Annotated in this window: 11 protein-coding genes; 6 read left to right on the top strand and 5 right to left on the bottom strand. The window is 60.5% G+C overall.

What is annotated here, in order from left to right; translation table 11 throughout:
* Positions 1–46: 46 nt before the first annotated feature.
* From GH784_RS08425 to GH784_RS08400, 6 genes are read left to right on the top strand one after another with little or no spacing between them, the layout of a single operon-like run.
* The gene (locus GH784_RS08425) at positions 47–2,572 is read left to right on the top strand and encodes a hypothetical protein (protein WP_153793333.1); all 2,526 of its coding nucleotides are present in this window, start codon (positions 47–49) and stop codon (positions 2,570–2,572) included.
* 13 nt (positions 2,573–2,585) lie between these two features.
* Complete coding sequence (gene bglB / locus GH784_RS08420; RefSeq protein ID WP_013762386.1) at positions 2,586–3,680, top strand: beta-galactosidase BglB; 1,095 nt, start codon at positions 2,586–2,588, stop codon at positions 3,678–3,680.
* Positions 3,677–5,029, top strand: coding sequence for a polygalacturonase PglB (gene pglB / locus GH784_RS08415; protein ID WP_111801960.1), 1,353 nt, complete (start codon positions 3,677–3,679; stop codon positions 5,027–5,029). The genes bglB and pglB overlap by 4 nt, the downstream gene beginning before the upstream one ends.
* Entirely contained in the window at positions 5,029–6,135 is a 1,107-nt protein-coding gene (locus tag GH784_RS08410) for an ABC transporter ATP-binding protein (RefSeq protein ID WP_004431063.1), read from the top strand. Before pglB ends, GH784_RS08410 begins: the two co-directional genes overlap by 1 nt.
* A 1-nt stretch (position 6,136) precedes the next feature.
* Positions 6,137–7,132 carry a carbohydrate ABC transporter permease gene (locus GH784_RS08405; RefSeq protein WP_004431062.1) on the top strand — a complete coding sequence of 332 codons (996 nt, stop codon included), beginning with the start codon at positions 6,137–6,139 and terminating at the stop codon, positions 7,130–7,132.
* 2 nt (positions 7,133–7,134) lie between these two features.
* On the top strand, positions 7,135–8,193 hold the full coding sequence (locus GH784_RS08400; RefSeq protein ID WP_013762383.1) for a carbohydrate ABC transporter permease: 1,059 nt from the start codon (positions 7,135–7,137) through the stop codon (positions 8,191–8,193).
* Positions 8,194–8,203: 10 nt separating this feature from the next.
* Here GH784_RS08400 and GH784_RS08395 read toward each other — a convergent pair whose 3' ends face one another.
* From GH784_RS08395 to GH784_RS08375, 5 genes are all read right to left on the bottom strand, one after another.
* On the bottom strand, positions 8,204–9,250 hold the full coding sequence (locus GH784_RS08395; protein ID WP_013762382.1) for a LacI family DNA-binding transcriptional regulator: 1,047 nt from the start codon (positions 9,248–9,250) through the stop codon (positions 8,204–8,206).
* A gap of 220 nt (positions 9,251–9,470) precedes the next feature.
* The gene (locus GH784_RS08390) at positions 9,471–10,256 is read right to left on the bottom strand and encodes a TIM barrel protein (RefSeq protein WP_076844714.1); all 786 of its coding nucleotides are present in this window, start codon (positions 10,254–10,256) and stop codon (positions 9,471–9,473) included.
* A 9-nt stretch (positions 10,257–10,265) separates the two neighbouring features.
* Positions 10,266–11,276, bottom strand: a complete 1,011-nt coding sequence (locus GH784_RS08385; RefSeq protein ID WP_111801961.1) for a Gfo/Idh/MocA family protein — start codon at positions 11,274–11,276, stop codon at positions 10,266–10,268.
* A 10-nt stretch (positions 11,277–11,286) separates the two neighbouring features.
* Positions 11,287–12,186, bottom strand: a complete 900-nt coding sequence (locus GH784_RS08380; RefSeq protein ID WP_004431052.1) for a sugar phosphate isomerase/epimerase family protein — start codon at positions 12,184–12,186, stop codon at positions 11,287–11,289.
* 142 nt (positions 12,187–12,328) lie between these two features.
* Complete coding sequence (locus GH784_RS08375) at positions 12,329–13,270, bottom strand: sugar ABC transporter substrate-binding protein (RefSeq protein ID WP_013762379.1); 942 nt, start codon at positions 13,268–13,270, stop codon at positions 12,329–12,331.
* Between the last annotated feature and the right edge of the window lie 262 nt (positions 13,271–13,532).

Here is a 13,532-nt window from a genome sequence, read left to right as displayed (position 1 = left end):
GATTTGTGAAAATAATTTCATAAAGATCGACGGGAGGCGATCCATTATGACGGATGGACCATTGGCGACGGGCTTGTCGCAGCCCACATATACCGTACCGCCAGGCGAAACGGTTACCGCCTGGATCGTCTCGGATCTGGTGGAAACCTCATTTCCGGGAATTGCGGCACCGGCGGAAGACCGGGTCGATTATCGCTTCATCAACGGCTTTGTGGATGTTGGCGACCTGCCCTGCCGCAAGGCCTTTCAACAGACGATGATCGGCCGCGACATCGCGCCCGACTCCAGCTTTACGGTTTCGCACCTCAACCTGCCGGGTTCCAACCGACGCGTTGAATTCACCGGTTTCTGGCACGTTCCGACCCATGTGCAGCGCTGGCTGAAGGGCTCGTTCCGCAGCGACACCACAAGACAGGCGCATTTCCGGCTGCGCACCTGCGGCGGCGTGCGCATCTGGGTGGGCGGCGTGGAACAGGTCCGCTTTGAGCCCTTTATCCGCAATGTCGAAAGCAGGCGCGATATCACGCTCGAACTTGCGGCCGGCGATAACGAAGTGCTGCTGCTTTGCGAAGATCTGGCGGAACGTGACATCATCTGGTTCTTCGAGCTTGAGGTTACGGACGCCACGCCGCTCACCGTCGTGCTGCCGGTGCCGCTCGACCGGGAAGAAACGAAACGTCTTGCCGCACTGGTGCGCGATGTTCGCCCCGCACGCGACGTTTTTTCCAGCGCGGCCCTCGAGCTGGTTTTCGGGGCAGCACCTGCCAGCGACCTTCCCGTCCACATCGCGGTGAAAAGCCACGGCCACGAGCGCGCCGCCCTTGCCGAGGTCGATACCGTGCTGAAAGCCGGGCAATCGACCCTGACGATCCCCGAGACGGCAGGCATTTCGGACGGATATCATGGCGTCAGGATCACCATCGGTTCAGGTGCCGGAACGGTAACGCGCGTCATCGACGCAGCCTTCATGGGCGATATGGCGCCACAACCGGCCGCCACCGATATTGCCGAGCGAAAGAAAGCGGCATTGTCCTTCAGCGCCCGCTTTGGTGCATGGCGCATCGGCCGTGCGCTGGCCATGGTCGCTACCGGCAGCGGTGACATGAAGACGATTTCCGGCATCGTCGACGCAACGCTGCGGTCCATCGACCGGCGCGAGGATTGCTCCGATTTCGTGCTGGTGCCACTTCTCTGGCTGGTGCGCGCCTATGGTGACCGGCTTCCCCCTCAGATGCTTGAGCGGATCCACTCTTCTATTCTCTCCTATCGATACTGGGTGGACGAACCCGGCAACGACGTCATGTGGTTCTGGAGCGAAAACCACGTTCTGTGCTTCCATACCAGCCAGCTGCTCGCGGGAGACTATCTGCCGGACGCCATCTTCAGCGCCTCCGGGCGCACCGGCAGGGAGCAGGCGGTGCTGGCCGCAGACCGGCTGCAGCGCTGGTTCGACAGCGTCGAGGCGCACGGTCTCGCCGAATGGAATTCGGCCGCCTATTACCCGGTGGATTTCATCGGCCTTCTCGCCATCGAACATTGGGCCGAACCGGGACTTGCCGCCCGCGCCCGCCACCAGCTCGATCTCATTTTCGAAATGATCGCTTTGCACACGCTTGGTGGCGTTCCCTCCGGTTCCCAGGGCAGAGCCTATGACAAGGAGCTGCGCGCCGGGCCGCTGACGGAACTTGCACCTTTTGCGCAAGTTGCCTTCGGTCAGGGCTGGCTCAACAATGGCGTCGCCTCGCTGCCGATGTTCTGCTGTGGAGATTACCTGCCGCCTCCGCATCTTGCCGCCCTGTCGCAACTGGCAGGCGGCCGCATGGTCGAGGCGCGTTATGCGCAGGGACTGGAGCCGGGCAAACTCGTGCTTTTCAAGAACGAAGCAGCCCAGCTTTCCACTGTGGTGGACCACAAGACAGGTCGCAAGGGCCACCAGCAGCACGTCATGGACATCAAGCTTGCCGGCCATCCGATGGCGCGGCTGTGGGTCAACCATCCCGGCGAAGATGATCCGTGGGGCACACAGCGCCCCTCTTATTGGGCCGGCAGCGGCATCCTGCCGCGCGTGGCGCAGCACCGGGATATCGCCATGATGATCTTCGATACGGATGATCACCGCAATGATTGGACCCATGCCTATCTCGGTCGCGACGGGCTGGACGAGGTGGTGACGAAGGGTAACTGGCTCATCACCCGCGCGGGCCGCGGCTTCGCAGCACTTTACGCGACCAATGGGCTTGAACCTGTAACAGCGGGTGCCACCGCCGACCGCGAGATCAGATCACCTGGCCGCCGCGCTGGCTGGCTCGGCATTATCGGCTGCGGAGATACGAACGCATTCGCGCACTTCCGCGAAAGAATTCTCGCCACGCAGGTCATGTTCGACGCCGACAGGCGCCTGCTGTCTGTCACACCGCCCGGTGGCCCCGAACTCTCCCTCAACTGGGACGGCAACTTCACCATCGGCGGGCAAGCCATGGCCTTCGACCACGAGCAGCCACAGCCACAGATCACCTTCGACAGTGCCAAAACCGCCGCAGGCAACGGCGTGGCACAGCCATTTTACTCCTAAGCGGAATGACCAGATGAACCAGCAAAGCATCGAGAAAGACACTCTCAGAACGACGATCGACAGCGTCGCCGCCGCCTTCAGCCGCCTCAAGGGCATACAGGAAGGCCTGGCAAGCGGTAGTTCCGACGGCAAGATCCAGTTCGATGAATGGGATTGGGAAGTGGGCGTTGGCCTTTACGGCTTCCTGCGCCGGGCGCTTGCCGCAAACGACCAGAAAGCTCTGGACGATCTCGTGACCTGGTACGGCTGGCAGATCGATCGTGGCCTGCCGCCACGCCAGATCAACAGTTCCGCGCCAATGCTGCCGCTCGTCATCCTCACCGAACATGTCGACCGGCCGGATTTCCGGGCGCTGGTAGAAGACTGGGCCGACTGGCTTGTGCACAAATTGCCGAAAACCGAAGATGGCGGCTTCCAGCACGTGGTAAAGGAGCGGCTTAACGAGGGTGAACTCTGGGACGACACGCTGTTCATGGCTTGTCTGTTCCTTGCCCGCGCCGGTGTGGTCTGCAAACGTCAGGACTGGATCGATGAGGCAGTCTACCAGTTCATGATCCATGCGCGTTACCTGTCAGACCCCGTGACCGGGCTGTGGTATCACGGCTGGACCTTCATCGGACGCCACAATTTTGCGCATGCCTTCTGGGCACGCGGCAATTCCTGGATCACCGTTGCAATCCCCGAACTCTTCGAACTGGTGCCGACGCTTGCCGAAAAGGACAAACGTTTCCTCGCCAATGTGCTTGCAAGCCAGGTGCGTTCGCTGCGCCAGTATCAGCGCGAGGATGGCATGTTCCACACGCTCCTCGACGATCCGACTTCGCCGGTCGAGACGTCGGCAACCGCTGGCATCGCCTATGGCATTCTGCGCGGCATCGAGGCAGGTATTCTCGGCGAAGAAAACCGCGCCCATGCCGAGCGGGCGCTGAAGGCGGTGCTGGGCAATATCGATGACGAAGGCGTCGTGCACGGTGTGTCGGACGGGACGCCCATGGGCCACGACCTCGATTTCTACCGCCGCATTCCCAATTTGCCGACACCCTATGGGCAGGCGCTGACGATGCTGCTGCTGATCGACGTCTTTCTGAAAAGGCCGCAGGCATCATGAGTGCTCACACCAATATCACCATTGCCGCTGAGGGACGTGACGCCACTACCGATATCCAGCAGGCAATCGATACAGCATCGGCCGCAGGCGGCGGCGTCGTGTCGCTCTTGGCCGGACGGCATGTCAGCGGCGGCCTTCATCTTAGAAGCGACGTGGAACTTCACCTTGCACAAGACGCTGTGCTAGCGCCGATTTCCGACTACGACGCCTTTGCCCATACGTCCGTTTCTGTCATCGCCGAGGATTCCGATCGCGGCATGATCGTCGCAAAGGGCGCGAGCAACATCGCCGTCACCGGCCCCGGCCGTATCGAGGCTGGCGGTGAGAACTTCATCATCGGTGACGACGAAGCCATGGGAACCTATGTGCCCGCGAAAAAGAGGCCGCGTGTCATGGTTCTGGAATCCTGCCGCGACGTTCGCCTTGAAAACCTCGTCGTCAGCGGTTCACCAATGTGGACCCTGCACATGGTCGATTGCGAAGATCTGAGTTTCCGCAACATCCGTGTCGAAAACGATCGCCGCCTGCCCAACACCGACGGCATCGTGCTGGATGCCTGCCGGCGCGCACTGATCGAGGATTGCTCCATCTCCACCGCCGATGACGGTATTTGCCTGAAGACCAGCGCCGGACCGGATGGCAAGGCTGTTGGCGCCTGCGCCGATATCACGGTTCGCCGCTGCACTGTCTCAAGCATGAGCTGCGCCTTGAAGCTCGGCACGGAATCCTTCGGCGATTTCACCGATGTGGCGTTCGAGGACTGCAAAGTCATCGCATCCAATCGCGGCATCGGCCTTTTCTCCCGCGATGGCGGCGCCATGCGCAATATCCGCTTTTCGCGGATCGAGGCGGAGTGCCACGAAACGCCGGGCGGGTTCTGGGGATCGGGCGAAGCCGTGACTGTCACCGTGGTAGACCGCCGGCCGGAACGTCAGGCTGGCAAGGTTGAAAACCTTGTGGTGGAAGACCTGAGCGGCTCGATGGAAGGCGCGATAAACCTCGTCGCCACCTCGAGCGCCGGCATCCACAATGTCACGCTCGCGCGCATTTCACTGTCGCAGCAGCCCGGCAAACTCGGCACCGGCCTGCAATATGATCTTCGTCCGACCAATGCGGACATTGCGCCAAGTCCGGAGGCTGCCGGCCGCGCCAATGCCTGGACACGCAGCGCCGACGGCAGGATCGTCGGACTTGAAGATTACCCCGGCGGCATGCCTGCGGTGTATCTGTCCGGCGTTCACGGATTTTCTGCGCGCGACGTTGCCATTGGAAGAACGATGCCCTTACCCGAGGGCTGGAATGCAAAAGAGATCGTCGCAGAGACGACCTTGCCCGAAGGGAGCAGGTAATGGGAAGTCTAAAGCTGGAAAACCTCAACAAGGCATTCGGTGCCGTTCATGTCCTGCATGATATCGATCTTCAGATCGAGAACGGGGAATTCGTCGTTTTCGTCGGTCCTTCCGGCTGCGGAAAATCCACGCTGCTGCGCATCATCGCCGGCCTTGAGGATGTGACGTCAGGCACCATCGGCATTGGCGGACGCGATGTCAGCGCGCTCTCGCCGGCCGAGCGCAAGATCGCCATGGTCTTCCAGTCCTATGCGCTCTATCCGCATATGAGTGTGCGCAAAAACCTCGCCTTCGGACTTGAAAACCTGCGTTTCAAGCGGGCGGAAATCGAAAGCCGCATCAACGAGGCGGCGCGCATGCTGGCTATCGAACCTTATCTCGACCGCAAGCCGAAACAGCTTTCCGGCGGCCAGCGCCAGCGCGTCGCCATCGGCCGCGCCATCGTGCGCGAGCCTGACATTTTCCTGTTTGACGAGCCGCTGTCGAACCTCGATGCGGCGCTGCGCGTGCAGACCCGCGCCGAAATCACAAGGCTGCATCGCGATATCAAGACGACGATGATCTATGTGACCCACGATCAGGTGGAAGCCATGACCATGGCCGACAAGATCGTGGTGCTGCGTGCAGGCCGCATCGAACAGGTTGGCAGCCCGCTCGAGCTTTTCGACAATCCGCGCAACCTCTTCGTCGCCGGCTTCCTCGGTTCACCGCGCATGAACATACTGAAGGGCACATTCGTCGCCGGCAGCGACGGCGGTTTCGCAATCGACTCCGGATACGGCGTGTCCCTGCCCTGCCTCGTCGATCCCGCCGTGGCTACCCCCGGAAAGGCAGTTCTGGCGGGCATCCGCCCCTCGCATTTTGTCATCACGCAGGAAAAGGGCCTGCCCTTCGAAGTGCAGTATCACGAGAGCCTCGGCACCGAGACCTATCTCTACGGCAATCTTCAGGGCCAGAAAGAGCAGATCATCGTGCACCAGGCTGGCCACTTCGCACCCGCTTCAGGCTCGGTTCTGAACATCATGCCGGCGCGCGAAAGGGTGCATGTCTTCGACCCCGAAACCGAACTGGCGCTGCCGCGCCTTGACAGCCACGGGAGAGACTAGCATGGCCAATCCGACGCTTGCGAGACTGTCCGACCGCGTGCTCGACGCCGTGATGGCAATCGCCGAAGTGCCGCTCAACCTCATAGAGCGGCTGATCGGCAAAAGACGCATGCCCTATATTTTCCTGATGCCGAACCTCGTTCTCTTCGGCATCTTCACCTTCCTGCCGATTGCCATTGCCGTCGGTTACGCCTTTACCGGCGGCACCGAGCTGCTGATCACCGACCGTCCCTTTGTCGGTCTGGAGAATTTCGGCAAGCTACTCGATTGCCAGAGCTATATGGACCCCGGAAGCTGCCGGGAATCGCTGTTCTGGACAGCGATCTGGAACACGCTCTGGTTTGTCGGCTTCAACGTTGTCGCCACGCTGTTCGTCGCGCTGGTCACGGCCCTCATTCTTAACAGGGCGATTGCCGCGCGCGGCTTCTTCCGCGCCATGTTCTTTTATCCCGTGCTGCTGTCACCTGTCGTCATCGGCCTCATCTGGAAATGGTTTCTTGACCGCAACGGACTGCTGAACGCCTTCTTCCAGATGCTCGGCGTGCCGCCGGAAATCTTCCTGCTGGATGTCGGCTGGTCGCGCTTCTTCGTCGTGGTCGTATCCGTCTGGTTCCACATGGGCTTTTACACGCTCATCCTGCTGGCCGGGCTGCAGGCCATTCCCAAAGACCTTTATGAAGCAGCCGCAATCGACGCCGCTTCGCCCCGACGCACATTGCTGCGCATCACCCTGCCGCTGCTGGCTCCCAACCTTCTCGTCGTACTGATCCTTTTGATGATCCGCTCAGTGCAAATATTTGATGAAGCCTGGGTTTTGACCAATGGCGGCGGGCCGGGCACGGCCAACACGTTCGTGGTGCAATATATCTACCAGATGGCCTTTGGCAGCGATCTCAGGCTCTTCGGCCTCGCATCCGCCGCATCGGTTCTGATGGGCCTTGTTCTTCTCGCGCTGACGCTCGTGCAACTACGCCTCGGCAAAAAGATGGAGTCCTGATCATGTCCGGCAATATAAACGCAGTCACTTTCCTGACGCGAACCCGCCGCCCCGGCAGGATCGGTCTCACCGATATTCTCTCCTGGGTGTGGCTCATCGGCGGCACGCTCGCGGTGTTGATACCCGTCGTCTGGGCCGCCATGTCCTCGCTGAAGCCGGAAGCCGAGATCACACGGTTTCCGCCGAGCCTTCTGCCGCGCGCCGCCGTGCAGGTGGAAGTTCCAGGTTATGACAGGCCGCTCAGCCTCTGGACCGTCACCATCGACGGAATGGAGCGGGAGATGGCCATGGTTCGGCGCGTTGGCATCAAGGCGCAGATGGTGGATCCGGCCAATCCCGGCCCGCCGGTCAGCGTCGACACGCGCGAAATGTCGCCCGTCCAGAAACTGACGATCGCGACGCAGAATTTCACCGATCCCTTGACCCAGTTCAACTTCCTGACTTTCCTGAAAAACTCGGTCTTCGTCACTGTTGTCGCGACCGTTTTAACCTTGATCGTCAACGCCATGGCGGCGTTTGCTCTCTCGAAATACCGCTTCCGCGGCGAGAAGGCGATTTTCGTGCTGATCATCTCTACGCTGATGATCCCACTTACCGTCGTCATGGTGCCAGCCTATCTTGTTATCGTCGGTGTCGGCCTCGTCGACAATCTCTGGGGTGTCATCATTCCCACCGTCGCGACGCCAACCGGCGTGTTCCTGCTCAGGCAATATATGCTGACGATCCCGGACGAACTGATCGAAGCAGCGCGCGTCGATGCGGCCAGCGAGTTCCGCATCTTCTGGCGCATCATCCTGCCGCTGACGGCACCTGCACTAGCGGTTCTCGCAATCTTCTCGGTGCTTTGGCGCTGGAACGACTTCCTCTGGCCGTTGATCGTCCTCAGCAGCCGCGAGAACTTCACACTGCAGGTGGGCCTGAACGCCTTCCAGGGCGAGTTCTCGGTGCAATGGCACTATATTCTCGCCATGACCTTCCTCAGCCTGGCGCCGGTTACCGTCGTGTTCCTGTTCCTGCAACGCTATATCACGACAGGCATTGCTGGGACGGGCATGAAGTAAAAGCTCGGTATCACTTGGGGGGCGGTGCGATGCTGCCCCTCAGCACAAGTCGACAGCCAAGTTCCAGCCGGTGCGCAGGCCGGGTCGGGTCGGCGGCGACAAGCCGCTGCTCCAGCAGGGAAAGTGCCGCACCACCCAGCCTGTCGGCGGGCAATTGAATGGTGCTGAGCGGCGGCGCACTGAAGGCCGCCGGCATGATATCGTCAAAACCCAATACCGAAACGTCATCGGGAACCCGGACACCGGCTTCCGTCAGTGCTTTCAGACAGCCGAGCGCCAGATTGTCGGCAGCGCAGAAAATCGCCGTTGCATTTCTGAGCGGGCGCTCCTCGGCCAGCAGGCGACGAATGGCGGTTTCGCCCCATTGGGGTTCATAACTCTCCACCTCAATGACCATATCCGCAGGCACGGGAAACCCCGCCGCAAGAAATGCGTCGCTATAACCGTCGTAACGGCGGCGGATCGTCGTGCGCCCCTTCCAGGTAATGTGCAGAATATTGCGATGCCCAAGGGAAAGCAGGTGCTCGATGCCGAGGCGGGCGCCGAAACGGTTCTCGGCCGTCACCGTATCTACGATCATGGCCGGGTCCTCGCCATTGATCAGCACCACCGGTTTGCCGAGCGCCGAAAGCGCCTGAACCAGTTGCGATCGGTCATCGTTCAACACCACGATGCCATCCACATTGTCGGCATCCGCCGCCTGCGCCACCGCGACAGGGTCAAGCCGGCTTGTGGCGCTGACGAAGGGAACGATGCGAATGCCGCGCCGTTCGCATTCGCGCCGGAAGCCGTTCAGCATCGTCCAGCTGACCATGTTGAGATCACTTTGCGGAGCCGCATCGTTGGTCATTGCCAGCAACACCACGCGCAGGGTCGCAATCGTCGCCTTCTGTCGGCGGTTTTCGAGATAACCGAGCGAACGGGCCGCTTCCAGCACCCGCTCGCGCACCAGCGTGGTCAAGGGGGCCGTGCCGTTAAGGGCGTGCGAAGCGGTGCTAAGCGAAACATTCGCCTGCTGCGCCACATCCTTAAGCGTCGTTTTCCTGTCTATTTTCATAAAAGGGAAATTCACCCGCTCTTTTAAGGATGGGGCGGGCAAGAAACCGGCACAAAGCAGTTGATTTCAAGAATACCCGAGCCCGATTGCTGCTCTGTTTTGTCACGCAAAGATTACAGCATCATCCGTAAAAGCGGAATTGATTTCTCTGTGTTTTCTACCAATCAGCCTGTATTCGAACGCAAGCACCGCCTGCAGCAAACCGCAGGCGGTGAGGCGGTCATAGCGCCTGGGAGATATGGTCGATACTGTCTCTGACGGCAGCAGCCGGGTCTTTCAACTCATGCACCTCAGCCGCGAAAGGCTCGAAGCTGTAAGGCCCCTTGTAGCCAGCTGCCTCCAGCGTCCTGATCTGGGCAAGATTCTCCAGCCGGTCGTCGCTATCCACCAGAACGCGGTGGGCGTCCAGCATGTCGGCGACGGAGACAGCGGGGTCTGTCACGCCTGATATGTGGACGAGGCCGGTGCGTTCGGGGAAAAACACCGTCTCTCCTGCCAGATGATGATGGAAAGTGTCGTGCACCAGCCTGTAGACATCGCCCCCGCCTGCCGCGTCGATGGCCTTGACGGCCTCAGCCTTGGTGCGCAGCGACGAGACGGGGAAACCGAGTGGTTCGACAAGGCCGGTCAGCCCACGTTCCTCGAGGATGGGCTTCATGGCCTTGAGCGCGGCCACGAGATCGTCGAACGGTACCTGTCGGCCCTCGTTGAGCGGGCACATGACAAGCGCCTTCGCACCACTTGCGGCGGCGTAATCAGCCATCACGACTGCCCTTTTTGGCAGATCGCCCGACCAGACGTTGAATGGATAAAGCGCGTTGATGGAGATGATGGTCACGCCGGCCTTTTCGGCCGCGGCCTTCACGGCAGCCGGGTCCACCGTGCCGACGATGTCAGGCAGGTCGTTGCGGATTTCAACTTCGCTAAGGCCAAGATTGCGCGCTGTCGCGAAGAAGTCCTCGAGGGAGAGTTTTGGTGCGGTGATGTGGTTGATGGCAAAACGCATGAGATATCCTCACTTATAAAGGGCAGGACGCGCGGGAAGGTCGATGGCGACCGCAGCGCCACCGGCTTCCTGCGCGGCGACGCAGGCATCGGATGTGATGGCGGCCACGTAACCGTCCCAGGAATTCGGTCCGGCCGCGGTCCCCTTCGCCGCCGCATGGATGAAATCCTGCAGCTCCACATCATAGCTCGCGATAAAGCGATCCTTCCAGTCTGTCAGGATATCGTTCTGTAGCTTGGCGCCAAGGCGGGTCTGGACGGACATCGGTTCCGGCAGGCTGGCGATGCCATCCTCTCCCACCACCTGGCACTGAATATCATAGCCATAATGGCAATTGACGAAAATTTCGACGTCGATGAGCGTGCCCCTGGTGGTCTCCAGAATGACGATCTGCGGATCCTTCAGCTGCGCATGGCTTCTGGCCGCCGAGCGGGGAAAGAGGACCCGCGCCGAAACATAGTCATCGTCGAGCAGCCAGCGCAGCACGTCGATCTCGTGGATCATCGTGTCGTGGATAGCCATAGCAGTCACATATTGATCCGGAACCGCCGGATTGCGATGGGCGGCGTGCACCATGATCGGCGCGCCGATCTTGGTGTCGACGGCCTGTTTCAACGCCACATAACCGGCGTCATAACGGCGCATGAAGCCCACCTGAACCAGCCGCTTGCCCTGCGCCACCTCGGCGTCAACGATGCGCTTTGCCCCTTCCGCCGTTGTCGCCAGCGGCTTTTCGCAAAAGCAGGGCTTGCCGGCGGCAATGGCCGCCAGCACATATTGCTCATGCGTTGCACCCCAGGATGTCACCAGAACGGCGTCCACATCCGGCGATGCAATCAGTTCCTCGCCGGTGGCGAAAATGACGGCGTCCGCAGCAATGTCGTTCTTCACCGCCTCGGCGGATGCAGGGTTGACGTCACTCAGCGCCACGACCTTTGCGCCTCCGAGGACCTTGTTGATGCGGCGGGCATGGTCACGGCCAATCGCGCCGGTGCCGATGACACCAATTCTCACAGTCATAGGAAAAACCTCACTTGCGGTATTTTTCGATATAGTTGTTGATCTCGGCGCACATGAACCTGCCCGATTCATCGGCCCTGTCCTCCCAGGCAAAAACACAGGAGGTCATGATGCCGTCGAAGCCGATTTCGGAAAGCGTGCCGAAGAAGTCGTCCCACGGCACCTCACCCTGGCCGATGTTCAAGTGCTGGTGCACGCGCGCCTGCGTGCCGGGCGGGTTGAGAATGTAGCGCAGGCCTGAACTGGCCTTGTGATTGAAGGTGTCACCGACATGCACATGGGCGAGTACATCCTTCGCTTCGCGCAGCATCGCCTTGGTGTCGTCGCCGAAATAGAAGGTGTGAGGTGCGCAATAGAGAAACTTCACATTCTTCGAATTGACGGTGCGGATGATGTCGAGCGCCGGCTGAAGCGTCTCGCACCAGTCTTCCGGATGCGGCTCGACATGCAGATTGATGCCTTCGCGCTCGAAGATCGGCACAAGTTCTTCCATTGAACGCCACCAGGCATCCTCGCAGGCCTCGATCATCGAGCCAGTATGGCAGCAATAGCAGGAACCCTTGTCGGGATGCGGTCCACGGCCAAATTCGGAGTTCATCGTGTCGACCTCCAGTTCGACGGCGATCTCGATGGCGCGTTTCCAGTGCTTCACTGCCGCCTGCCGCTCGGTCTCGTCATTGGAGGCCCAGCGATACATCGGCAGCAGCGAGGCAATCTTGACGTTTTCGGCCGCCAGCGCCTTCTTGAACGAGCGGATTCTTTCGGGAAACACGCGTGGCGCCTTGAACCATTCGAGGAAATCGGCGCGCGGGCTGAGCTCAATCCAGTCGTAGCCAAGCTCCCTAACTTTGGCGGGAAGGGCTTCGAGGCTGAGATGGCGGTGCATGAACGGGTCGATGGCGATGCGCATTTACGCTTCCTTGTCGTCGGTATCTGTTGAGGTCGTTGCGGACAGGTTAGGCCGCGGTCCGGGAGAAGAGACCGCGGCCTTGGGCCTGCTTTTCCATGAGCGGCCCCTGGTTTATTCTTGGCATTCCAAGTGAATGCCGGCCTCAGTTCTTCGCCTGATAATCCTTGAGGTTGGCGGGCGTGACGAGTTCGAAGGGCACGAAGACCTTCTTGTCGATCGTCTCGCCCTTGGCGAGTTTCAGCGCGGCATCCACCGCGCCCTTGCCCTGGCCGGCGGCATTCTGGAAAACACTGACATCCAGTTCGCCCGCCGCCATCGCGGCAAGTGCATCCTGGGTCGCGTCGATACCCGCGATGATGACGCCGTCCATCGGCCGGCCGGTCGCCTTCAGCGACTGGATCGCGCCGATCGCCATCTCGTCATTGTTGGAAATCACCGCATCGAACTCAACGCCAGCCGAGAGCCAGTTGGTCATCAGGTCCGACCCCTGCGTGCGCGACCAGTTGGCTGATTGCTCCTCAACGAGCTTGATGAAGCTGCAATCCGGTGTGGCGACGACCTCCTTGATGTCCTCGGTCCGCATGCGAGCCGCCTGGTTGGAGAGTTCGCCCATCATCACCACTGCCTTGGCTTCCGTCTTGCCGGCAGCTTTCAGAAGCCGGCAGACTTCCTGCGTCTGCAACGTTCCCGACTGTTTTTCGTCGGAAGCAACGAAGGCCTGTTTGTCCGGCAGGTTGTCGAGATTGACCGGCTGGCGGTTGACGTAGACAAGCGGAATGCCGGCTGCGGCAGCCGCCTGCGAAAGCGCCACCGTCGCATCCGTATCGACGGGATTGACGATGATGGCGTCGACGCCGGCGGCGACAAAGTTCTGCACCTGGCTCAATTGTTTGCCGACATCGTTCTGGGCGTCCTCGATCTGCAGCGAGACACCGTTCATGCCCTTCGAATAGTCGATCATGCCGTTACGCAGCACGGTCAGGAAATTGTCGTCGAACAGGGCCATCGAAACGCCAATGGTCTGAGCCGAAGCCGTGGTCGCCAGCATGGTGGCCAGAGCCGCAATCGCAAAATGTCTTTTCATGTCATCCTCCTCCGAAACTCTTGAAAAGAAACCGGTCGCACAGCCGCAAGTGCATCGCGCCACAGCCGATCGCCGGCAAAAGGATACCCGTCGCCGAAGATGGAAATCTGCGGCGTTTGGCAACCTTGAAACATCGTTATTGTCGTGGATCAGCCTCCTGCCCGCTCCACATGCCGGCAACATGATCCTAGTCCGGGGCCGGCGTCAACGCGTCTTCGGCGGGCAAAACCATCATGGCTGATAGAAATAGACGCGGCATTTA

It is taken from the genome of Agrobacterium tumefaciens, from assembly GCF_009649785.1.
Lineage (GTDB): Bacteria > Pseudomonadota > Alphaproteobacteria > Rhizobiales > Rhizobiaceae > Agrobacterium > Agrobacterium tumefaciens.
The sequence above is the reverse complement of the archived record's forward strand: the minus strand, read 5'-3'. Positions and strand labels throughout refer to the sequence as shown.

Bases quoted from the DNA above. Each gene is read 5' to 3' on its own strand.
- GH784_RS08390 (WP_076844714.1), bottom strand. From the start codon at position 10,256: ATGCGTTTTGCCATCAACCACATCACCGCACCAAAACTCTCCCTCGAG.
- GH784_RS08405 (WP_004431062.1), top strand. From the start codon at position 6,137: ATGGCCAATCCGACGCTTGCGAGACTGTCCGACCGCGTGCTCGACGCC.
- GH784_RS08385 (WP_111801961.1), bottom strand. From the start codon at position 11,276: ATGACTGTGAGAATTGGTGTCATCGGCACCGGCGCGATTGGCCGTGAC.
- GH784_RS08410 (WP_004431063.1), top strand. From the start codon at position 5,029: ATGGGAAGTCTAAAGCTGGAAAACCTCAACAAGGCATTCGGTGCCGTT.
- GH784_RS08375 (WP_013762379.1), bottom strand. From the start codon at position 13,270: ATGAAAAGACATTTTGCGATTGCGGCTCTGGCCACCATGCTGGCGACC.
- GH784_RS08380 (WP_004431052.1), bottom strand. From the start codon at position 12,186: ATGCGCATCGCCATCGACCCGTTCATGCACCGCCATCTCAGCCTCGAA.
- GH784_RS08425 (WP_153793333.1), top strand. From the start codon at position 47: ATGACGGATGGACCATTGGCGACGGGCTTGTCGCAGCCCACATATACC.
- pglB (WP_111801960.1), top strand. From the start codon at position 3,677: ATGAGTGCTCACACCAATATCACCATTGCCGCTGAGGGACGTGACGCC.
- GH784_RS08400 (WP_013762383.1), top strand. From the start codon at position 7,135: ATGTCCGGCAATATAAACGCAGTCACTTTCCTGACGCGAACCCGCCGC.
- GH784_RS08395 (WP_013762382.1), bottom strand. From the start codon at position 9,250: ATGAAAATAGACAGGAAAACGACGCTTAAGGATGTGGCGCAGCAGGCG.
- bglB (WP_013762386.1), top strand. From the start codon at position 2,586: ATGAACCAGCAAAGCATCGAGAAAGACACTCTCAGAACGACGATCGAC.